Annotated in this window: 24 protein-coding genes and 1 tRNA gene; 10 read left to right on the forward strand and 15 right to left on the reverse strand. The window is 70.8% G+C overall.

Annotation, left to right across the window (positions count from 1 at the left end; genetic code table 11):
* Window positions 1–57: 57 nt before the first annotated feature.
* The 6 genes from ACX80P_RS00260 to ACX80P_RS00285 form a co-directional block, all read right to left on the reverse strand.
* Window positions 58–606, reverse strand: coding sequence for a hypothetical protein (locus ACX80P_RS00260; RefSeq protein WP_459276030.1), 549 nt, complete (start codon window positions 604–606; stop codon window positions 58–60).
* The gene (locus tag ACX80P_RS00265) at window positions 603–1,985 is read right to left on the reverse strand and encodes a DUF58 domain-containing protein (RefSeq protein ID WP_459276031.1); all 1,383 of its coding nucleotides are present in this window, start codon (window positions 1,983–1,985) and stop codon (window positions 603–605) included. The genes ACX80P_RS00260 and ACX80P_RS00265 overlap by 4 nt, the downstream gene beginning before the upstream one ends.
* The gene (locus tag ACX80P_RS00270) at window positions 1,978–3,018 is read right to left on the reverse strand and encodes an AAA family ATPase (RefSeq protein WP_459276032.1); all 1,041 of its coding nucleotides are present in this window, start codon (window positions 3,016–3,018) and stop codon (window positions 1,978–1,980) included. Before ACX80P_RS00270 ends, ACX80P_RS00265 begins: the two co-directional genes overlap by 8 nt.
* Entirely contained in the window at window positions 3,015–3,479 is a 465-nt protein-coding gene (locus tag ACX80P_RS00275; RefSeq protein ID WP_459276033.1) for a hypothetical protein, read from the reverse strand. Before ACX80P_RS00275 ends, ACX80P_RS00270 begins: the two co-directional genes overlap by 4 nt.
* A complete protein-coding gene (locus ACX80P_RS00280; RefSeq protein ID WP_459276034.1) occupies window positions 3,476–4,219 on the reverse strand; it encodes a DUF4129 domain-containing protein in 744 nt (247 codons plus the stop codon). Before ACX80P_RS00280 ends, ACX80P_RS00275 begins: the two co-directional genes overlap by 4 nt.
* Window positions 4,220–4,322: 103 nt before the next feature.
* Window positions 4,323–4,395 (reverse strand) — tRNA-Arg (locus tag ACX80P_RS00285).
* Between the two features lie 255 nt (window positions 4,396–4,650).
* On the opposite strand from ACX80P_RS00285, the gene ACX80P_RS00290 reads away from it, so the two are divergent.
* From ACX80P_RS00290 to ACX80P_RS00305, 4 genes are all read left to right on the forward strand, one after another.
* Window positions 4,651–5,148, forward strand: a complete 498-nt coding sequence (locus ACX80P_RS00290; RefSeq protein WP_459276035.1) for a DUF2975 domain-containing protein — start codon at window positions 4,651–4,653, stop codon at window positions 5,146–5,148.
* A complete protein-coding gene (locus ACX80P_RS00295) occupies window positions 5,148–5,417 on the forward strand; it encodes a helix-turn-helix domain-containing protein (protein WP_459276036.1) in 270 nt (89 codons plus the stop codon). Before ACX80P_RS00290 ends, ACX80P_RS00295 begins: the two co-directional genes overlap by 1 nt.
* Window positions 5,414–5,587, forward strand: coding sequence for a hypothetical protein (locus ACX80P_RS00300; RefSeq protein ID WP_459276037.1), 174 nt, complete (start codon window positions 5,414–5,416; stop codon window positions 5,585–5,587). Before ACX80P_RS00295 ends, ACX80P_RS00300 begins: the two co-directional genes overlap by 4 nt.
* A 92-nt stretch (window positions 5,588–5,679) precedes the next feature.
* Complete coding sequence (locus ACX80P_RS00305) at window positions 5,680–6,255, forward strand: dihydrofolate reductase family protein (RefSeq protein ID WP_459276038.1); 576 nt, start codon at window positions 5,680–5,682, stop codon at window positions 6,253–6,255.
* Window positions 6,256–6,341: 86 nt separating this feature from the next.
* Here ACX80P_RS00305 and ACX80P_RS00310 read toward each other — a convergent pair whose 3' ends face one another.
* Complete coding sequence (locus tag ACX80P_RS00310; RefSeq protein ID WP_459276039.1) at window positions 6,342–7,505, reverse strand: phosphotransferase; 1,164 nt, start codon at window positions 7,503–7,505, stop codon at window positions 6,342–6,344.
* A gap of 190 nt (window positions 7,506–7,695) precedes the next feature.
* Here ACX80P_RS00310 and ACX80P_RS00315 point away from each other — a divergent pair, with 190 nt between their 5' ends.
* Window positions 7,696–8,085, forward strand: coding sequence for an SRPBCC family protein (locus ACX80P_RS00315; RefSeq protein ID WP_459276040.1), 390 nt, complete (start codon window positions 7,696–7,698; stop codon window positions 8,083–8,085).
* 52 nt (window positions 8,086–8,137) lie between these two features.
* On the opposite strand, the gene ACX80P_RS00320 is transcribed toward ACX80P_RS00315, so the two are convergent.
* The gene (locus tag ACX80P_RS00320) at window positions 8,138–9,214 is read right to left on the reverse strand and encodes a 2,3-butanediol dehydrogenase (protein WP_459276041.1); all 1,077 of its coding nucleotides are present in this window, start codon (window positions 9,212–9,214) and stop codon (window positions 8,138–8,140) included.
* Between the two features lie 489 nt (window positions 9,215–9,703).
* On the opposite strand from ACX80P_RS00320, the gene ACX80P_RS00325 reads away from it, so the two are divergent.
* Complete coding sequence (locus tag ACX80P_RS00325; protein WP_459276042.1) at window positions 9,704–10,492, forward strand: TspO-related membrane protein; 789 nt, start codon at window positions 9,704–9,706, stop codon at window positions 10,490–10,492.
* Window positions 10,493–10,533: 41 nt separating this feature from the next.
* On the opposite strand, the gene ACX80P_RS00330 is transcribed toward ACX80P_RS00325, so the two are convergent.
* From ACX80P_RS00330 to ACX80P_RS00360, 7 genes are all read right to left on the reverse strand, one after another.
* Window positions 10,534–10,938 (reverse strand): SDR family NAD(P)-dependent oxidoreductase, encoded by a 405-nt coding sequence (locus ACX80P_RS00330; protein ID WP_459276766.1) that lies wholly within the window; start codon window positions 10,936–10,938, stop codon window positions 10,534–10,536.
* Entirely contained in the window at window positions 10,823–11,317 is a 495-nt protein-coding gene (locus tag ACX80P_RS00335) for an SDR family NAD(P)-dependent oxidoreductase (protein ID WP_459276043.1), read from the reverse strand. The genes ACX80P_RS00330 and ACX80P_RS00335 overlap by 116 nt, the downstream gene beginning before the upstream one ends.
* Before the next feature lie 172 nt (window positions 11,318–11,489).
* A complete protein-coding gene (gene arr, locus ACX80P_RS00340; protein ID WP_459276044.1) occupies window positions 11,490–11,906 on the reverse strand; it encodes an NAD(+)--rifampin ADP-ribosyltransferase in 417 nt (138 codons plus the stop codon).
* Window positions 11,903–12,298 (reverse strand): VOC family protein, encoded by a 396-nt coding sequence (locus tag ACX80P_RS00345; protein ID WP_459276045.1) that lies wholly within the window; start codon window positions 12,296–12,298, stop codon window positions 11,903–11,905. The genes arr and ACX80P_RS00345 overlap by 4 nt, the downstream gene beginning before the upstream one ends.
* A gap of 91 nt (window positions 12,299–12,389) precedes the next feature.
* Window positions 12,390–13,901, reverse strand: a complete 1,512-nt coding sequence (locus tag ACX80P_RS00350) for an FAD-dependent oxidoreductase (RefSeq protein ID WP_459276046.1) — start codon at window positions 13,899–13,901, stop codon at window positions 12,390–12,392.
* Window positions 13,898–14,755, reverse strand: a complete 858-nt coding sequence (locus tag ACX80P_RS00355) for an FAD:protein FMN transferase (RefSeq protein ID WP_459276047.1) — start codon at window positions 14,753–14,755, stop codon at window positions 13,898–13,900. The genes ACX80P_RS00350 and ACX80P_RS00355 overlap by 4 nt, the downstream gene beginning before the upstream one ends.
* A gap of 10 nt (window positions 14,756–14,765) precedes the next feature.
* Window positions 14,766–15,317, reverse strand: coding sequence for an FMN-binding protein (locus tag ACX80P_RS00360; RefSeq protein WP_459276048.1), 552 nt, complete (start codon window positions 15,315–15,317; stop codon window positions 14,766–14,768).
* 215 nt (window positions 15,318–15,532) lie between these two features.
* Here ACX80P_RS00360 and argS point away from each other — a divergent pair, with 215 nt between their 5' ends.
* The 4 genes from argS to thrC are packed head-to-tail and all read left to right on the forward strand — an operon-like array spanning window position 15,533 to window position 21,179.
* Window positions 15,533–17,182 (forward strand): arginine--tRNA ligase, encoded by a 1,650-nt coding sequence (argS, locus tag ACX80P_RS00365; protein WP_459276049.1) that lies wholly within the window; start codon window positions 15,533–15,535, stop codon window positions 17,180–17,182.
* 5 nt (window positions 17,183–17,187) lie between these two features.
* A complete protein-coding gene (gene lysA, locus ACX80P_RS00370) occupies window positions 17,188–18,747 on the forward strand; it encodes a diaminopimelate decarboxylase (protein WP_459276050.1) in 1,560 nt (519 codons plus the stop codon).
* A complete protein-coding gene (locus ACX80P_RS00375) occupies window positions 18,744–20,075 on the forward strand; it encodes a homoserine dehydrogenase (protein ID WP_459276051.1) in 1,332 nt (443 codons plus the stop codon). Before lysA ends, ACX80P_RS00375 begins: the two co-directional genes overlap by 4 nt.
* Window positions 20,076–21,179: a threonine synthase gene (gene thrC / locus ACX80P_RS00380; protein ID WP_459276052.1), complete on the forward strand. Its 1,104-nt coding sequence runs from the start codon at window positions 20,076–20,078 to the stop codon at window positions 21,177–21,179.

The following is a 21,179-nucleotide window of genomic DNA, read 5'->3' on the forward strand; positions in this document are numbered from 1 at the left end:
ACGGCAGGCTGTTCCTGGCCCGACGCCCCGCGCAGGGCATCGTGGCGGAGCGCCGTATCACCCTCGGGCGCGTCCCCTCACGAGCCAGGCCGCCCACGTGATCAGCGCAGCCACGCCGATGACGACGAGGGGCAGGCTGGACCCGGCATCGCCCACCAGCAGGGCGAGGACGGCCACCGGCTGCGCCACGGCCTGGATCCTGAGGAGGGATACGGCGAGCCGGCGGAGCGCCGCGGAGCTGATCCATCCGCGCAGTGGCAGGTGAAGGAGCAGGACGTAGAGGGTGAACACGGCGTGCAGCCCGGCCACGAACACGGGAAGCCACAGGGACCCGGCCGGTACGTTCACGGCGTAGGCGACCACGAGCAGCAGCAGGGACAGCGCGACCACGCCGACCGACGGCAGGATCGCCGCGCCCGCGGCCACCACGACGGGCAGGATGATCCATGCCGACTCGTCCCAGACGATGCTGCCGAGGAGGACGGCGAGCACGGCGGTCCCGCAGCGCACCATCCACAGGGGGACGAGGCCGCTCCGGCCCGGGACGGCGGGCGTGCCGGCGGAGCGGGCAGCCTGCGCGGGCCGCGCGTTCCGCCGCGCCCTCATGGCGCACTCCGGCCGGACCCCTGGCCCGCCCGCCGTACTCCCCGGTGCGCCAGGAGCCGGAACCCGGTGTCGAGGTCCGGCCCGTAGGGCGCGCCGAGGGTGGCGGGCGATGCGGGTGCGGGTCGGGCGACGAGCGGGGCTGTGAGCCCTGGGCTCGCGGTCGCGCCTGCAACCACGGGGATCCCGTCGTCCTGCAAGCCCTCGAGCAGCAGGCGGCGTCGCAGGAGCGTGAGTCGCACGGCCCCCGCCTGCGCCGTCGTCGACTCCGTGCGGTCCAGCGGCGGCATGCAGTCGACGCCGGCGGCCACGTGCCCCCGGGCGTGCCAGAGACGCAGCAGGCGTGCCGGCTCCGCGTCCAGGAAAGCGGAGAACACGACGACGACGGAGCCCTGTGGCGGCACGGGGTCCCTCCGGCGTCGCCGGCGCGGCACCACGTCCGTGCCCGCAAGCCGGACCCGGATCTGCTCGAGGTGGCGCGCTCCGGCCGCCGAGCGCAGGGCGCGCCGCGTGCCGGACAGGTCGTCGAGGCCCACGCGGTCACCGACGGCGAGATAGGACGCCGCGACCGTCGCGGCCGCCGTCCTTGCGACGTGCAGCGATCCGGCCGCCAGGCGCGGAGGGGCCACGGCGAACCAGTCGGCCGTCGAGGGCAGCAGGTCGTGTGCCTGGTCGACCACGAGGAAGACCGAGGCCTCGGCGTCCGCGAACGTGCGTCGCACCATGATCCTGTCCTGGTCCGCCGACCGCCGGGCCGTCGCACGCCAGTCGATCCTCCGGAGCGGATCGCCTGCCTGCAGGGGAGCGATCGAACGCAGCTCACCGCCGTCACCCGGCCGTCCCGAGCGGTGCGTCCCCGCGAGGCCCACGAGCCGACGGGAAACCGGTCGCGCGAGCGGGGGACCGATCGGCGGGAGGATGCCCACCCGCACCGGCGGCGCAGGCACGAACGCGGACAGCCGGGTGAGGTCGGACGTGAAGCTCCTGGCACCGTAGGCGAGGATGTCGCGTTCACCCGAGAGCGGCGCGTCCACCAGCAGCGGACACTGCTCGCCGGCCACCAGGACGACGGCGTCCGGGGGGAACCCGGGGGCCGCCAGGATCGTGGCGACCAGACGCTCCGGGGTGCCCGTCTCCCGCGGGGTGAGCAGCACGCGCAGACGCGGGCCGCGCGCGCCGGGACGATCCGGGGTGATGTGCACGGGACACGCGTCGGTAGGCACCGCACCTGCCCGCCCCGCGAGGGCGAGGAAGGCGAACGGGGCTGCGAGGGCCGCGGTGTCCGGGCGGCCGGAGACGAGTCCGGCCACGGCGCACACCAGCAGGAGGATGACGGCGAGCGCCCAGACGGGGGACCGGGTGGCCCCGGCGTTGCTAGCCACGGGGCACGGTCGGTGGGGTGGGTACCTCGGCCAGCACCTCCCGCACCACCCTCTCCGTCGCCACGCCGTGCGCCCAGGACGACGGCGTCAGCGTCAGCCTGTGCGCGAGGACGGCCTCGGCGCCGTCCTTGACGTCCTCGGGCAGGACGAACGTGCGGCCGTCGAGGACCGCGAGCGCCCGGCCCAGCAGGACCAGCGCCTGCGACCCGCGGGGTGAGGCGCCCACCTCGACCGCCGGATGGTGGCGCGTCGCCCCGGTGAGCCGGACCGCGTAGTCGATGACGTCGTCGTCCACGCCCACCGACTCGACGGCGCCCTGCAGGCCCAGCAGCCCCTCCGCCGTGGTCACGTTCGCGACCCGCGTCTCGTCCTGCCGCCGCGCGAGGCGTCGGGCGATGATGTCCTGCTCACCGCCGGGGCCCGGATAACCGAAGCGGAGGCGGACCAGGAAGCGGTCGAGCTGCGCCTCGGGCAGCGGGTAGGTGCCCTCGAACTCGATGGGGTTGGAGGTGGCGAACACGTGGAAGGGCCGCCGCAGCGGCAGGGTGGTCCCCTCGGCGGAGACCTGCGCCTCCGCCATGGCTTCGAGGAGGGCGGACTGGGTCTTCGGGGACGTCCGGTTGATCTCGTCGGCAAGGAACAGGCCGGCGAAGATCGGGCCGGGCCTGAACTCGAACTCCCGGGTGGCCGGATTGAAGACGGACGAGCCGGTGACGTCCGAGGGCAACAGGTCCGGCGTGAACTGCAGGCGCCGGAAGTCGAGGCCCAGAGCCTGGGCGAGGGTCTTGGCCGCGAGGGTCTTCCCGAGGCCGGGCAGGTCCTCGAACAGGACGTGGCCTCCCGCGAGCACGGCCGCGAGGGCCAGGCGCAGGGCTCCCTCGGCGCCGACGACGACGCTCCCCACGCGGGCGAGGACCTCGCGTCCCAGGCGGGCGGCGACGTTCGGGTCCGGGACCGTGCTGTCCGGGCGGTCGGTCCGGACACCGCCGGGTTCCGCGGTGGCCGCCGGTGGTCGGGAGTCGGGGGCGGTCATGGGGCCTCCAGGTGGTGGGTCGATGTCGGCTCGGGCCCGGGCGCGAGGACGATGCGCTCCAGCTCTGCCGCGAGGGCGGTCAGGTCTCGGTGGCTCAGCTCCGGGGGTCGGGTGCCGGTGAGGAAAGCCTCGAGTCCGCTGCTCCGGGGGGCACCGGGCCGTGCCGCCGCCACCGCCAGAGCGAGCGCGTGCACCTCGAGGACCGCGCGCATCCCGGGGTCCGCCGACGCGAGGGAGAACTCGAGTGCCTGCAGGTCGGCGAGGCCGCGCTCCGGCTCGGGAGGGCGGGGGAGGACGATCCGCGGGACGTCGACACCCTCGAGGACGCCGTTCGCGATGCCCGCGGCGCAGGCGGCGCCGATCAGGACGACGGCGTGGCGGGCATCGAGGCCGAAGAACCACGCGGCGCCGACCGCGAGGGCGACGAGGGCGGACGTGACGGCCCACGCCGACCGCTTCACGGCGGGAGCCGCCGCTGGGCAGGCGCTGATGCGAGGGACCGCGCCAGCTCATCGACGCATGCCGCCGCCGCTCGGCGATCGGTGGGACCCAGGGGGTTGGGCGGGCCGTTCCGGCCGGACCGCCCGAAGCGGGCTCGCTGGTACAGGTGGTTCAGGGTGGTCAGTGGGCGGGGAGGAAGATCGAGGACGGTCGCAACGGTGGAAGCGAATTCCGACGTCGTCTGCGCGGCGGTGCGGCCGATGCCCACCTCGGTGCAGGCGCGCTCCAGTTCGAGCCAGCACCGGATGATCGCGTCCGGTGTGTCCGCGCCGCCACCCGCGAGGGCGGCCCGCGACTCCTTCGCCCAGTGCGGCAGGGCGGCGGGCACCCGGGCCTCGGTGCCGGCGTAGTGCGGGTCCGCCTGCTCCGGGGGCACCCCGTCGGGTCCCTGTCGGATGCGGAAGCGCAGCAGGAACCGCGTGAGGAGGGCGAGGGCCAGCATGAGGAGTACCAGGGCGACCGCTGCCAGGGTGCCGCCGTCGACGACGATGCGCTCGCCGTCGGGCAGTGGGGTTGCCGGCACCGACTCGGCCGGCGCGGGCGATTCCGTCCGCCGGCTGGGGGCTTCGGGCGCGTCCATGACGGGGGTGGCGGAGAAGTCGCCGATGAACGCGGCGGCGAGGACGACGAGGAGGAGGACGATCAGGGTCAGGACGGCGGACGCCTGGCGTTCGTGCTGCGGTCCGGCCGTCGTTCCCACGTCTCCCCCGGCGGTAGGTGCTCGTGCGGACCCCGAGGGCCGCGTTCCGTGGAGCCTACCAAAACAGAACCGCCGCCGGCCTGATGGCCGACGGCGGTGTATGTGCCCTCGATAGGATTCGAACCTACGACCTTCTGCTCCGGAGGCAGACGCTCTATCCCCTGAGCTACGAAGGCAGATACGGGAACTCCCGTACCCGTGAGGGACTTATTGAGCTTAGCAGGTGGCGCATCCGGGGGAAAACGCCGGGCGGGGGAGTGCTGAGGGCCACGGGCTCCGTGCTGACACGCTCCGCCCGACCGTGCCGCCACACCGCACGTCCACCCCTGCTCGGGGAGCATGATGGGCTGGAGTCCGCGTTCCATCGATCCTCTTGTTATTTCTATTGATCAACGATAGATTGCTGGTGTGGATCAGGTGGAGGAGGAGACATGGGAAAGCTGAGGGTTGCCGCGTTGCGCGTCGTCCTGGCAATGATGTTCGCAGGGTCGGTCGTCATCCAGATGATCATGCTGTACCTCCTGACCCTGGACGCGAGTACTGCGGATCCGGACTTCGCGATGATCCGCACGCCGATGGTGGTCCTGACCGTCCTGGCTATCCTGGCGGGCCAGGTCGCGGTGGTCTGTGTGTGGGGGCTGCTGACGATGGCGCGGCGGGGGACGGTGTTCTCGACCGAGGCTTTCCGTCTGGTCCATCTGGTGATCGGTGCCTTCGCGGCAGCCTCCCTGTTGACCTTCGGGCTCGGCGTCGCCCTCGCGCCCGGGGAAGCGGTACCTCCCGGAGTCGTTCTGTTGATCGGTGGGGTCGCGGTCATGCTGGCGGCCGTCGCACTGATCGTGCTGGTGCTGAAGGCCCTGCTGGAGCAGGCGGTGGCACGCGATGTCGAAGCGCGTACCCTGCGCACCGAGCTCGACGAGGTGATCTGATGCCGATCGTCGTTCGCATAGACGTGGAGCTCGCCCGGCGGAAGATGAGCGTGGGGGAGTTCGCGGATCGGATAGGTCTGACACCGGCGAACGTCGCCGTCCTGAAGAACGGGCGAGCCAAGGCCGTCCGTTTCAGCACTCTCGAAGCGATGTGCAGGGTGCTGGACTGCCAGCCCGGGGACCTTCTGGAATGGGTCGACGAGGTGGACGGGAACGACCTCCCGGAGTCGGTCCCACGCGCGGACACCAGGACGGAGGAGCGCCCGTGAGGAAACTGGTGCCTGCACTGCTGGTGACGATCGGAGTAGCACTCATGATCATGCAGATCCTGGCAGAGAGTGAACCAGGAGCCCTCCCTGCGGCACTCATCGGGCTTGGCCTGGGTGCGCACGTCATCATGCGCTCAAGGCAGCGGAAGAACCGGGATCAGGTGCGGTGAATCAGCGGAACCCCGCCTCACCGTTCGGTTCCTGGAGTCCGCTCCGCCTCACCTGGTATCAATAGGTGAGTGCACGGCTACCAGGAGGTTCGATGTCGCGGGAACTTGTGTGGACCGGATTCATGACGCTCGACGGCGTCGTCGATTCCCCCGGCGGAACGGTCGAGGGTCACCGCAGCGGTGGCTGGGTGCTCAGCACGGAATTCGTTCCGGAGGCGTTCGCTCTCAAGGACGAGGAACTCGGCGAAACGACGGCGCTGATGTTCGGGCGTCGCAGCTACGAAGCATTCGCGCCGATCTGGCCCGGTTCGGAAGACCATGCCGGGTACAGGGATCTTCCCAAGTACGTCGTGTCGAGCACTCTCGGCCGGGAATCGGTCGTCGAGGGTTGGGGAGCGATCGAGATTCTGCGCACCCTCGACGATGTCGCTGCGCTCAAGCAACGCGACGGGGGTGCGATCTTCATCCATGGCAGTGCGGAACTGGCGCGCCGCCTCGCCGACGCGGACCTTATCGATCGGTACAACCTCCTCGTCTTCCCGGTGCTCCTCGGCGCGGGCAAGAGCCTGTTCAGTGACGCGGACCGGGATCAGCAGAAGCTCGGCCTCAGGGAGTCCACCGCGTATTCCAACGGCGTCGTGAAGGCGGTCTACGACGTCCTGCATTGAGCGCCCCTGGGGGATACGACGAAACACGTGGGGTGTGACCTTCGACGGCGGTGACGAATTCGGAGGACCAGGAGGTGGTCGGCGACTCACAGAGCCGTGGAATCGAGTAGGTCGAGCACGAAAGCGGCGGCCCGCGCGCGTTCCCGGACAACAGTTCCCGAGCCTGGGGCGGGCTGGCCGAAGAGTACCTCGAGCGGCGCCGCGGAGAAGCCGAAGAACACCAGCATCAGGAGTGCATGGGTGCGGCGGAGGGCTTCGAGGGAGACCTGGCATCCTTCGTCGATGAGCCCCTGATGATAGGCGGGCAGGCACACAGCGTCGAGGCGGGACAGCTCGGACGCCGGACGCTCCCCGGTCTGGATCTCCCCGATCAGGAGTTGGGTGAGGTCGAAGGTCAGCGGCGCCTCGCACCAGAACCCGAAGTCGATCAGGACCAGCGTCGTCCGGTCCCCGTTCGGCCGGAGCAGATTGCGGGGGCACGCATCGCCGTGTGCGGTGCCCAGCGGGGCTCCGTCGAGTTCCTCCACGAGGCTCGGCAACGCTTCGGTCGCCTCCTGCAGGCGAAGTCTCAGATCCGGTCCGAATGCCCGCGCCACCAGGGGATGGGCCCACAGCTCCTCGGCACGGAGCGTCGGCAGTACCTGGTGTTCCAGCCGGTTGCGGCTGTAGTTACGCACCACGTCGGTGGCGCCGAGGGTGCGGAGCGGTGAGACAGTCCGGCTCGCGGCCAGCCTGCCGAGCAGGTAGGCGGCGCGCACGAAGGTCTCCACTCCCCATCGGCTCGCGTCGTGCTCGACGAACTGAAGCCACAGGCCGGCCGAGAGATCGTCGATGTCGATCACCGAGTACGCGCGGGGCATCGAAAGACCATCGGGGAGTCGGTCCTGGAGGTCGGACCTGTAGACAGAGGGCTCACTGCGCCAGGGAAGACCGGCCGCGGCCTGCTCCCGGAGCGGCTCGGGAACGTACTGGAACTGGGGTGAGCGCGTCCAGGACTGGACCACCTTGACGAAGAAGGCGTACGGGGTCACGCCTCCTGCGTGTCTCGCCATGCCGTGGACCCGATAGCGCCCGGCGGTGGTGAGGGCGTCGAGGTCGTACTCGGCTACTTCTGCGTGGCACCTCACCAACTCGACGCCACTGATGCCGAGATCTTCTTCGACCATCGCCACAAGTGCGTCGTCGCTGACATCCGCCGCCGCGAGGATCGCCCGATCGACGACCGCGCCTTGCTCCGGTTCACCATCCATTCGAAGCACTCCTATGACCACCGACCATCACTGGAGACCGACACCAGTGGAATGGATAGGGCCAGTGGTGTCAAGGGGTGCAGCGGACGGCCCTCGGAGGGGTCCCCGACCCCGGGTCGACCGGGACGGTCGTGGGCCTGTACGGAACGCCGTGCCGCGGTGTACTACTGGCGCCATGAAGAGTCATCATGTGAGCCGGGTTGTCCAGGCGCCGCCGGAGACCGTCTACGATTTCGCGTCGGACCCCGGCAACCTGCCCAGGTGGGCGGCCGGTCTTGCGCAGGCCGAAGTCGTCCAGGAGGGCGGGGTGCTGTTCGTCGAGTCCCCGATGGGGCGGGTCCGGGTCCGGTTCGTGGAACGGAACCGGTTCGGGGTGCTCGATCACGACGTCACTTTGGCTTCCGGGACGGTCGTCACGAACCCGGTGCGCGTGCTCCCCCATCCGGACGGCGCCGAAGTGGTCTTCACCATTCGCCAGCTCGACCTCAGCGATGAGGAATTCGCCCGTGACATACGGATGGTGGGCGAGGATCTCGACCGTCTTGCGGTGCTGCTGGGCAACCGGACCAGCGACCGCTGAGCAGTCCTTCTGCGTGCACACCGCTCCGCTGAACCTCCGGCGCCCCGCGGGGTCAGAGGCCCCTGCCGGAGGGGGAGGCGAGGATCTTCACGGCCGTCTCGTTCCGGTGGATGAGCGTGTCGAAACCCTCCTCCACGAGTCCGTCCAACCCGATCCGGCCGGTGATGAAGGGAGCCAGGTCGATCTTCCCCGACTCGACGAGTTCGATGGTCGCCGGGTGGGAATTGACGTAGGCGATGGTCCCGCGCAGGTCGATCTCCTTCATCACCAGTTTGTGCATGTCGAAGTCCGACCGCTCGCCCCAGATAGAGACCACGACCAGCACCCCGGTGGGCCGGAGCGCGTCCATCAGGGTATCGAGGACCACCTGCACGCTGGTGCATTCGAACGCCACGTCAGCACCCCGCCCTCCCGTCAGCCTGCGGACTTCGGCAGCGACATCCGTCGCGCGGGGATCCAGGGCATGATCGGCCACTCCGGACTCCAGGGCCTTCTGGCGCCGCAGTGGGCTGAGCTCGGACACCACCACGGTGACGCCCGACGCCTTCAGCACCGCCGCGGTCAGCAGGCCGATCGGTCCTGCCCCGCCCACCAGGGCCACGTCCCCGGTTTTCGCCCCGGAGCGATTCACAGCGTGGTAACCCACGGACAGGGGCTCGATCAGCGCGGCCTGATCCAGGGGCACCGACTCGGCGATGGGGTGCACCCATCGTCGCTGCACGGCGATCTTCTCGCCCAGGCCGCCGCCCCGCCCGGCCAGGCCGATGAAGTTCATGTTCCCGGACAGGTGGTAGTCCGTGCTGTCCGGCCCGGTATCGACGTCGTCGGCGATGATGTACGGCTCGACGACGACGTGCTGGCCGACCCGGAGGTCGTCGACGCCGTCTCCCACCGCATAGACGACGCCGGAGAACTCGTGGCCCAGCGTGATGGGCAGCGTCTCGCCCGAGATCGGGTGAGGGGTGTCGGGGGTCGGGCAGAAGATCGGGCCTTCGAGGTACTCATGCAGGTCGGTGCCGCAGATCCCGCACCAGGCCACGTCGACGCCTACCGTCCCGGGCCCCACTTCGGGCTCGGGTACCTCATCCACACGGATGTCCCCTCGTCCGTAATAGCGTGCTGCTCTCATGGTTCCTCCACACCTCGTTCGCGCGTAGGGGGCCCACGCCCGTACCTCATGGTAGATCTCCTCGGCGTGTTCGTCCCTCGCGCTTTCCCGGTCCTGGTGCATCCGGAACGTCTCCGCAACCCACCACGGGCGTTCACCCGGAACGCGCGATTGACGGGCGACGGCGACCAGGCCTAGCGTCGGGTCGTCGACCGATCGATCGATGGGTCGAGACCGGGGAGGCCCTGATGTCCCATGCTGCGACCGGCAACGCGGTTCCCCAGGGCCGGGATGGCAGGCCCGGCCCTGGTGGGCCCCCCGCCGTCGAGGGGTCTGCGCCGCATCGCCAGGGGACGCGCCCTGATCCTGAGGGGTGTGGACCCCACCATCGGGCAGGGCCGCGTCACCGGGCTGCTCGGACCGTCGGGCAGCGGCAGACCTCGTGAGTCGCGATGTCCATGCCCTGTACCGGGTCCACAGCCGGCCCGGTCCGACCAGTCAGGAGCTCCCATGACCACTCCTTCTCCCCGTAGCAACGCTGGCCGGATGTGGGCAGCGGCGTCGGGAGATCACTCCCGTCAGGCACTCACCTGCGCCGCGGCTGCTGCCCAGGTGCTCCTGCCCACGTTCTACGGTCCACGGTTCCGCGGTGAGGACGCACCACCCGATGTGATCCAGCCGGCCCCCTACGCCTTCACCGTCTGGTTCCCCATCTTCGCCTCGTCCATCGCCTACGCAGTCCACCAGGGGCGCGGTCCCGCCCGTACCCGGGAGGTGTGGCGTGCGGCGGGTTGGCCCCTCGCCGGGGCCTTCGCAGCGACCGGCATCTGGGCGCCGCTGGTACGCTCCGGTCGGTTCTCGAGCGCGCAGGCGGCGCTGGCCGCGATCGCCGTGCTGGCAGAGACGGGACGACGTCGCATCGCCCGCGCCGAGACGAAGGGCGGGTTGAGCGCTGCCGAAGTGGCGGCGGCCGCTCCCGCAGCAGGCATGCTGGCCGCCTGGGGGCAGGCAGCGTGCGGCGTGAACCTGGCCTCCATGCTCGTCGCCAAGGGCCTCGTTCCCGCCGGACCGGCGGCCACCGCCGTCGGCGTGTCCCTCCTCGCGGCGCTCGGCGCCCTGGGGGCTGGAGTGGTGACCGGTCCGGAGCGGGCCAGCGCCTCGTCCCGGTTCTACGCCGGAACGCTCCTCTGGGCGTTCGTCGGGGTGGTGATCGGGCAACGCCGGCGGTCGACGTCCGTCACCGGAACAGCCGGCGGTGCCGCCCTCGCCATGGTGGTCCTCGGAACCCGGAAGCGGTAACCGCCGGCCCGCCGACCATGGCCGCCTGTCGAGCGATGGGGTCAGCGACGCATCAGTGCTGCAGTCAGCGGCAATCCCACCCGTGCCGGCGCCGACCGGCCCAGGACGGCACCGACCCGATTGGCGGTGCCCGAGACGACGACGGGAGGGGTGCGCCGGGCATCGAGTGCCCGCATCGCGGTCCGGACGACCTGCTCGGGGCTCTGATACCGGCCGACCTTCGGATCCTCCGATCCCACGACGTCGAAGAACTCCGTCCTCGCGCCGGGACACAGGGCGGTGACCCGCAGACCCGTGCCGCGGGTCTCCCACGCGACCGCGGCGGTGAAGCTACGTACATAGGCCTTCGTCGCCCCGTACACCGCCATCGAGGGGATCGGCTGGAAACCGGCAGTACTGGCGACGTTGACCAGGGCGCCCCTTCCCTCGTCCAGGAGGTCCGGCAGGTACAACCGTCAGGGCGGTGAGCGCACCGACGTTGAGCCGTACCTCCTCGTCGGTCCGGGCGGGATCGGCCTCGGCGAGGACCCCGTGCGTCGCGAACCCGGCATTGTTCACGAGGGTAGCCACCCGGACGCCCTCCGTGTCGGTGAAGGACTTCACCCGTCCCCACGACGCGGGCTCGCTCAGGTCGGCACCGAGAACCCGTGCGGTGATGCCGTGCCGTGCCTCCAGGTCCCGTGCCAGCGCCTCCAGCCGATCCAGGCGCCGGGCGACCAGCACCAGGTCGGCGCCGCGTGCGGCAAGCACGCGAGCGAACTCGGTGCCGAGGCCGGAGCTTGCGCCCGTGACCAGAGCGGATGTGCCGGCGAACCGGACAGTCATGGGTGGCCTCCTGGGCGGCAGAGAATCGGGTGTTGCCTCGAACAACGACGGGCAGCGACAACAGTGCCGTCGACCCCCGGCGCATCCTGACGCGCATGATCCGTTCCGGGTGGTTCCCGTAGGCAGAGCCGCACGAGGGCTGTCGTGTACGAGCGTTACGGCCGGCCGGGCCTCAGTTGATGATGGCGCCGCGCTCGTCCGAGCCGAGTACCGCCAGGCGGTCCCGCCATGCCTCCAGGGCCTCAGGGGTCAGCCGCGCCCACTCGGTGACTTCGGCGACGATCCGCAGCGGGGCACGACTCCGATAGGACCGGGTGGGATTGCCGGGGAACTTCCTGTCCGTCACGTTCGGGTCGTCCTCGAACGTCCCGGTCGGCTCGACGACGTAGACGTGCGGCTCGCCGTCGCCGGGCGCGAGTTCGGCTGCAAGGCCTGCGCCGTCGGGAACGGCCGTGAAGTAGACATGGTTCATCACGATCTCGGGACGGTAGTTCGACCGGAAGCCCGCGGTGAGGAGATCACCCACCCGGAGCCCGGCTTTCGTGCCGTGGAAGAACGGCCCGTCGTCCGGCGTCCGGATCGTGCTCACGCGTCCGGCTTCGGTTCCATGAGCTGGATGAGGTTGCCGCACGTGTCGTCGAAGATCGCCACGACGGCTGCGCCGATGTCGAGCGGCGGCTGGGTGAAGACCACGCCCAGGCCGGTCAGCCGTGCGTACTCGGCCTCGACGTCACCGACCGCGAACTGGGCCAGCGGGATGCCGTCGTGGGCCAGGGCGTCCCGGTACGGTTTCACCGCCGGATGGCTGGACGGCTCCAGGAGCAGTTCGGGTCCGTCCGGGGCTTCCGGGGACACCACGGTGAGCCAGGAATGCACGCCGAGAGGGATGTCCTGGCGCTTCACGAAACCGAGCACATCGGTGTAGAAGGCAAGTGCCTTCCGCTGGTCGTCGACGAACAGACTCGTCAGGGCTATCCTCATCGCTCTCTCCTCCTCCTGACCGCCAACCGTGTGGCCCAGAGTATGCCCCTGCGTGGGCGCGGAACAGGCCTGAAGTCACCTCACCGACGGCTCAGTAGCCCAGGAAGGCGTCCGTCGTGACGCGCGGGACGCCGGCCGCGCGGAGCTCCCTTCGGAGCCGGCCGATGAACGAGGGGGAACCCGAGATGAAGACCTTCCGCCGGGGAAGGTCCGGCACCGCCGCGAGGAGGCCGTCCGCCGTCGGTTCCGCCCCTGCATGGGTCCATGCCCCGGGAAGCGCCGCGGCGGCCGCGGGTGCCGGCATGAACAGGAGGACGCGCGTGCCGAGCCCGGCCAGTTCGTCGCGGAAAGCGATCTCCTGCTCGCTCCGGACCATGTAGGCGAGGACGACGTCGCGCTCCTCGCCGCGCTCGGCGAGGTCGCGGAGCTGGCTGATGAACGGTGTCACGCCGATGCCGCCCGCGACCAGCAGCAGGGGAGCCGCAGGATCACGGGGGAGCTGGAAGTCGCCCCCGACGAGCGTCCCGGTGATGCGTGCGTCGTCCGGGAGGTCGAGGAGCGCGGTCTTGAAGGAACTGCCGGGCTCCGCGGTCCGCAGGCCGAACGTCACGGCATCGCTGCGCTGCGGCGCGGACGTGATGCTGAAGACCCGGCGCCTTCCGCGGCTGTCGACCCCGCGGTGCGGCACGTCCAGCTCCATGTACTGGCCCGCCCGGAAGCGGACCGGCCGCTCGGGCTCGAAGACCAGCTCCGCGCTGGTGGGAGTCAGCTGCCGCTGCCCGGCGAAGGAGAGCCGGACCGCGCGGCGCTGGCCCATCGCGAAGGCGACGGCGTTGCCGAGGACGAGGGCGAACTCCGGCCCGAGGAAGACCGGCCCGATGGAGGGCTGGAGGGCGACGACGACGCCCACGACGGCGGCGACGAGCCACTGCTGCCACCGCAGCGGCGGAAGGGTCAGCGGCTCGGTCAGCATGAAGCCCACCAGGAACAGGACGGGGTACGAGGTGAGGACGAGCTGGAGTCCGGCCGCAGGCATCATGCCGTCCTGCACCAGGCCGTAGAGGAGGATGCCGACGGTCACCACGAGGAACACGGCCGCCATGGAGAGCTTCCGCGTCCGGTAGAGCAGGAGCGCGCCGCCCAGCACGACGACGGGCAGCATGTAGGCGTTCGCGACCCACCACCCGGCAACCCCCACCCCGAGCAGCGTGGCGACGACCGCGCCCGCCGCCGCCGGGTTGAAGACATGCCGTCCACGCACGGCCAGGAGGAACTTCGAGGCTCCGGCCGCCACACCGGCGGCGAGGATGCCCCCGAGCCCGGCACCGGTGGACGAGGGGAACATGATCAGGAACAGGATCAGCCCGGTGATGAGCGAGGACTCGCCGTGCGGCCGCAACCGGAGGATCAGCGCCATGAGCCGGGTACCGACGACGGTGCCGCCCACGGCGGCCAGCAGGGTCCCGCCGAGCTCGCCGGGTGTGAACGCGAGGAGGCCGGCCAGCGAGAGGATGAGGGCCTCGGCGGCCAGGACCAGGAGCAGCGTGAGCGTCAGCCGGTACATGGTCATACGGCCCAGGAGGCCGTCGAGTGCTGCGGTCATGAGAAGAGGGCTCCTGCGAGGGGTGCGGAACAGCGGGCTCGTCCGTCCGAATACATCAGGACGTAGTCGAACGCGAACGTCCCCGCGAGGTCCGCGGGATCGGTGAGGAACAGGGCCGTGCAGAGGCCGTCGGCCGTCATGGCGTCAGCGGCGAGGGCCCAGGTCGCGACGACGGTGTCCACGCTCCGGCCGGTCCGCGCGTCCAGCACGTGGTGCAGGCCGTCACCCCACGCGCGGCGGTTCGAGGCGGACGCGCAGAGTGCGCCGGTCCCCAGGCCGACCGTCCCGATCGCCGACGAGCGGTCGTAGGGGTGCTCGAGCGCCACGGTGATGGTGCCGGACGCGGAGCGCCGCATGTCGCCGCTGGCGTCGACGATCACGTCCTCGTGACCCTCGGCGAGCAGGTACTCCAGCATGAGGTCGACGAGCTGGCCCTTGCCGGCAGCGCCGACGTCGAGGGTCGCGGGCTCATGCAGCGTGATGCCGTCATCCGTCCACACCAGGGTGTCGTCCCAGGCCCGGGCCGCTGCGGGCACCGTCGGGACGAAGGAGTAGTCGGCGTCGTAGCCCAGCGCGGCCAGAGGGTCGCCCACGAGCGGCGAGACGCTCCCGTCCGTGAGGTCGTAGAGCGAGCGCAGCAGGCGGCCGAGCCCGGCGCCGTGGGGCGGGAGGGGCAATGAACCGCCCGCTGCGGCGAGGGCCGCGACCCCCGAGTCCGCGCGGAACCGCGAGTAGGTCGTGTCGTACTCCTCGGCGATGCGCAGCAGTTCGGCCCGCTGGGCATGCTGCAGCGGGTCACCGGTGTCCACGCGCCAGCCGGTGCCGATCGCCTCGAAGCTGAAGGAGTCCGCCATGACGGCCCGCCTACAACTGGGCTTCGCTCTTGATCTTGCCCAGGGCGTCGTTGAACCCGCCGCTCGTCAGGGACGAACCGGCGACCTTGTCCACGCTGAGTTCGTCCAGCTTCTTGCCGACGACGACGTCCGAGATCCCGCCCGCGAAGCGGCCCTGGTACTGGGTGGTGGTGGGATTCGTGGGCATCGGCTCCACCTCGACGGCGGTGACGACGTCGGCCTCGACCGTGAGGGTCACGCCCACCTCCTCCTGCCCGGCGGGGGACTGGTAGGTGCCCGTCTCGGTGTAGGTGCCGTCCTCGTAGGCCTGCTCGCCGGCAGCGGATCCGCCCGCGGCGGGCGTCGGGGCGGGGGGCGCGGGTGCCCCGGCAGAAGCGTCGGACGCCGGCCGTTCCGATGCGGCCGTTCCGGCGGCAGGTTCGCCGGCATCCGCACCTGCACACCCGGCGGTACCGAGGATCGACACGACGGCGAGCGCGGTGAGGAGCCTCGTGTGGCGGGCGGAACCGGGTGCGCCGGCCGCCGCGTGTGCAGTGGTTCGGGTCGGGCCTGTTCTGGTCACTGGGTGCTCCTGTCGGGGTGCCGCGGCGAGACGGGGCGGGCGTCCGAACCGTCCGGATCCTTGAGCCTGAAACTAACATCTATGGTCGTGCCGAGGATCTACTCCCTCATTCGTTTCCGCGGCGGGACCGGACGGCTCACCCCTTCGGTTCGACGGCCACTTGACCCTCGTCACGAAAATCCGGGCGGCCCGGGCCGCGCGGCTATGCTGGATCAGTGACTCCCGAAGAACTCTCTGCCGCAATCTCCGCATGCCTGAAGGCCGCCGTCGAGGCCGGCGACTTCGCGATCGACCTCCCCTCGGAGGTGCGCGTCGAGCGACCGAAGAACCGGGAGCACGGTGACTGGGCCACGAACATCGCCCTGCAGCTCGGCAAGAAGGCGGGCATGAACCCGCGGGACTTCGCCCAGCTCCTCAGCGAGCGCCTCGCGGGCATCGACGGTGTGAAGAGCGTGGAGATCGCCGGGCCCGGCTTCCTCAACATCACGCTCGACGCCGGAGCGGCCGGAGAACTCGCCCGCACCATCGTGGAGTCGGGCCGCGCCTACGGGGGCAGCGATGCGCTCGCAGGCCAGAAGATCAACCTCGAATTCGTCTCGGCGAACCCCACAGGTCCCATCCACATCGGCGGAACCCGGTGGGCGGCGGTGGGCGACGCACTGGCGCGTGTGCTCCAGTCGCAGGGTGCATCCGTGGTGCGGGAGTACTACTTCAACGACCACGGCGCGCAGATCGACCGGTTCGCTCGCTCCCTCTTCGCGAGCGCCTCCGGGCAGGCCGCTCCGGAGGACGGCTATGGCGGTCAGTACATCGAGGACATCGCCCAGCGCGTCGTCTCCGCGGAGCCGGACATCCTGTCGCTCGATGAGGCCAATGCGGTCGAACGCTTCCGCGTTGTCGGCGTGGACTTCATGTTCACCGACATCAAGAAGTCGCTCCACGACTTCGGGGTCGACTTCGACGTCTACTTCCACGAGCACTCGCTGTTCGAGAACGACTTCGTCGGGGGCCTCCTCGAGCAGCTGAAGGGCTCCGGCAACCTCTTCTACGAGGATGGCGCCTGGTGGCTGAAGTCGACCGACTTCGGCGACGACCGCGACCGCGTGGTCATCAAGTCGGACGGATCGCCCGCCTACATCGCGGGTGACATCGGCTATTTCGTCAACAAGCGCAGGCGCGGCTTCGACCTCAACATCATCATGCTGGGCGCGGACCATCACGGGTACGTCGCTCGCCTGAAGGCTGCCGCCGCCGCCCTCGGCGACGACCCCGACACCGTCGAGGTCCTCATCGGCCAGATGGTGAACCTCATGCAGAACGGCGCGCCCGTCCGGATGTCCAAGCGTGCTGGCACGGTCGTGACCCTCGAGGACCTCGTCGACGCCGTGGGTGTCGACGCCGCCCGGTACACCCTGGCCCGGTTCTCCGCCGACTCCAACATCGACATCGACCTCGACCTGCTCACGCGGCGCACGAACGAGAACCCCGTGTTCTACGTGCAGTACGCGCACGCCCGGACCCACGCCGTCGCCCGCAACGCCGTCTCGGCCGGAGTGGACACCGGCTCCTTCGACGCGGCCTCTCTCAGCCACCCCACGGAGGGCGAGCTGCTCGCCGCCCTCGGCCGGTTCCCCGGCGTCGTCGCGCAGGCCGCGACCTTCCGGGAACCGCACCGCGTCGCCCGCCACCTCGAGGTCATCGCCGGGACGTACCACCGCTGGTACGACGCCTGCCGCATCGCGCCGCTCGGCGATGCACCCGTCGAGGACGTCCACCGCTCACGCCTCTGGCTGAACAACGCCACGCAGCAGGTCCTGGCCAACGGCCTCGACCTCCTCGGCGTCTCCGCACCGGAGAGGATGTGACCGGCATGGCCGCGCCGGACCAGGCGTCCCCGCTCGCGCCCGACTGGCTCTCGCTCCCCGCGGACCAGGCCCGACTAAACGCGAAGCTGTGGGCCGAGGACGTGGAGCGCGGCGCGGACGGCGTCCTGCGCGTCGACGGTGTCTCCGTCACCGAGCTCGCCGCTGAGTACGGCACCCCGCTGTTCGTCGTGTCCGAGCGGGACTTCCGCGCCCGGGCCGCCACCTTCCGCGACGCCTTCGACGACGCCTTCCGCGACCTGTGCGGGGGAGTGGACGTGTTCTACGCGGGCAAGTCCTTCCTGTGCACCGAGGTGGCCCACTGGGTGCGCGAGGAGGGGCTGGGCCTCGACACCTGCTCCGGCGGCGAGCTCGCCGTCGCCCTCCGCGCGGGCATGCCGGGCCACCGGCTCGGACTGCACGGGAACAACAAGTCGGCCGCGGAGATCACGCGCGCCATCGATGCCGACCTCGGCCGGATCGTCGTCGACAGCCTGCAGGAGGTCGCCCTCGTGGGCGACCTCGCCGTGCAGCGCGGCCGCCGCGCCAATGTCATGATCCGCCTGACGCCGGGCGTCCACGCCTCCACCCACGAGTTCATCGCCACGGCGCACGAGGACCAGAAGTTCGGCCTCTCGCTGACCACCGAGCAGGGACCGGGACAGGTCGGGGACGGCGGACAGCACGACGACGGCGCCTCCTCGCCCGCCGCGCGCGCCGTCGCCGACGCCCTCGCCCACCCGGGCATCAACCTCCTCGGCGTGCACTGCCACATCGGCTCGCAGATCTTCGAGCCCGAGGGCTTCGAACTGGCGGCGCAGCGGCTGCTCGGATTCCTCGCCGGGGTCCGGGACCGGCACGGCGTCGAACTCGCCGAACTCGACCTCGGCGGCGGCTACGGCATCGCCTACACCGAGGCGGACGAACCTCGACCGGCGGCCGAGATCGCGCGCGCCATGGCGTCCGTCGTCGGCACGACCTGCCGGGAGCTGGGACTGGAGGTCCCGCGGATCTCGATCGAACCGGGACGCGCCATCGTCGGTCCCACGACCTTCACGCTCTACACCGCCGGGACCACGAAGACCGTGCGCGTGGACGCCGCGGCCAACGGCTCCGAGGTCCTCTCCGATGCCTCCGTTACGCACCCGCGGCGCTATGTGTCGGTGGACGGCGGAATGAGCGACAACGCCCGCCCGGTGCTCTACGGCGCGGATTACTCGGCCGTCCTGGCGTCCCGGACGCCCGTCGCGGACCCGATCCTCTCCCGCGTGGTTGGAAAACACTGCGAGAGCGGTGACATCGTGGTGCGGGACGTCTACCTCCCCGAGGACACCGGAGCCGGTGATCTCCTCGCCGTCCCGGGCACCGGAGCCTACTGCTGGGTGCTCTCGAGCAACTACAACTACCTGACGCGCCCGCCCGTCGTGGCGGTCGCGGACGGCCGTGCCCGGCTGATCGTGCGCGGCGAGACCGAGGAGGACCTGTTCCGGAGGGACGTCCAGCGCGAACCGGCCCCGCACGACCCCGCCTTGCCCGCCCCGGAACCAGGAGCCCCACGGACCGCATGAACACGCCAGCCACACCTTCCCGCCAGCCCCTCCGCGTCGCCCTCCTCGGCTGCGGCAACGTCGGCTCCCAGGTCGCCCGCATCCTGCTCGAGGACGCGGAGAACCTCGGTCGCCGTGCCGGGGCGCCGCTCGAGCTCATCGGTGTCGCCGTCCGCACCCTCGACGCCGAGCGCGAGGTCGACCTGCCCGCCGGGCTCCTGACGCTCGACGCCGGGACGCTCGTCGAGGACGCCGACATCGTGATCGAGCTCATGGGCGGCATCGAACCCGCCAAGTCCCTGATCCTCCGCGCGATCGAGCACGGCGCGACCGTGGTCAGCGGCAACAAGGCACTCCTGGCACAGGACGGCCCCGAGCTCTACGAGCAGGCCGACGCCGCCGGCGTCCAGCTGTCCTACGAGGCCGCCGTCGCCGGGGCGGTCCCCATCCTGCGTCCCATCCGCGACAGCCTCTCCGGGGACCGCATCACCCGCGTGCTCGGCATCGTCAACGGCACCACCAACTACATCCTCGACCAGATGGACACCACGGGCGCCTCCTTCGCCGATGCCCTGAAGGCCGCCCAGGACCTCGGCTACGCGGAAGCCGACCCGACGGCCGACGTCGAGGGCCATGACGCCGCCGCGAAGGCCGCGATCCTCGCCTCCCTGTCCTTCCACACGCGCTTCGCCCTCGAGAACGTGTACTGCGAGGGCATCACCGCGGTCACGGCCGACGACATCGCGGCTGCGGCGGAGGACGGCTACGTCATCAAGCTGCTGGCCATCGCGGAGATCCTCACCGACGACGCCGGCGCGGCCGGGGTCGGCGTCCGCGTCCATCCCACGCTCCTGCCGCGCTCCCACCCGCTGGCCGCCGTCCGGGGGGCCTTCAACGCCGTGTTCGTCCAGGCGGAGAACGCCGGGGAACTCATGTTCTACGGTCAGGGCGCCGGTGGCACCCCCACCGCGTCGGCCGTGCTGGGCGACGTCGTCAGCGCCGCGCGGCGCATGGTGCTCGGCGGCCCGGGCCGCACCGAGACGACGACCGGCCACGTCCCGCCGCTCGGCATCGACACGGTCCGCACGAGCTACTGCATCGGGCTCCAGGTCGCCGACCAGCCCGGCGTCCTCGCGCGGATCGCGCAGATCTTCGCCGAGAACGGTGTGTCCATCGAGACCATGCGCCAGCGTATCCACCAGGGCGGGCCCGACGGCGGCACCACCGCCGAGCTGCGCATCGTCACCCACCGCGCGCCCGAGGCGTTCCTCGCCGCGACCGTCGCGCAGGTCGCCGCGCTCGACGTCATCACCGCCGTCTCATCCGTGCTCCGAGTAGAGGGAATCTAAGTGGCCCACCAGTGGCGCGGAGTCATCCGCGAATACGCCGAACGCCTGCCTGTCACCGACGCCACCGAGGTCATCACCCTCGGCGAGGGCGGTACGCCCCTCGTGCACGCCCGGCACCTCAGCGAGCTGACGGGGTCCGCCGTCTACCTCAAGGTCGAGGGCATGAACCCCACAGGGTCCTTCAAGGACCGCGGCATGACCATGGCGATGACCGCCGCGGTCGCCGCCGGGGCGAAGGCCGTGGTCTGCGCGTCGACGGGCAACACCTCCGCCTCGGCCGCCGCCTACGCCACGCAGGCCGGCATCACGTGCGCCGTGCTCGTCCCGGACGGCAAGATCTCGATGGGCAAGCTGAGCCAGGCGATCGCGCACGGTGCGCAGCTGCTGCAGGTCAACGGCAACTTCGACAACTGTCTCGACGTGGCCCGCAAGCTCGCGGAGGCGTACCCCGTGTTCCTCGTGAACTCGGTGAACCCGGCGCGCCTCGAGGGCCAGAAGACCGCGGCCTTCGAGGTCGTCGACACCCTCGGCGACGCCCCGGACTACCACCTGATGCCGGTCGGCAACGCCGGCAACATCAGCGCGTACTGGAAGGGCTACAAGGAGTACGCGGCGCCCTACGACTCCATGCACCACGGGGAGCTCCCGGCCGTCGCGACCCGCACCCCCATCATGTGGGGTTTCCAGGCGGAGGGCGCCTCGCCGCTCGTCAAGGGGCACCCGGTCACCGAGCCGGACACCATCGCGACAGCCATCCGCATCGGCAACCCGGCGTCGTGGGACTTCGCGATCGCCGCGCGCGACGAGTCCGGCGGGCTCATCGAGGCCGTGACCGACGAGGAGATCCTCGACGCCCACCGCTGGCTGTCCTCCCGTGAGGGCGTCTTCGTGGAGCCCGCATCCGCGGCGGGTGTCGCAGGCCTGCTGAAGAAGCACGCCGAGGGACTCGTCCCGACGGGCAAGACGATCGTCATCACCGTCACGGGCCACGGACTCAAGGACCCCCAGTGGGCGCTCCGTACAGCGGACGGCGCCGACGTCGAACCCACCAAGGTGGAGTTCGACGTCGTGAGCGTGGCCGCCGCGCTGGGACTCGAGGACTGA

The sequence above is a fragment of the Arthrobacter arabinosi genome (assembly GCF_054511115.1).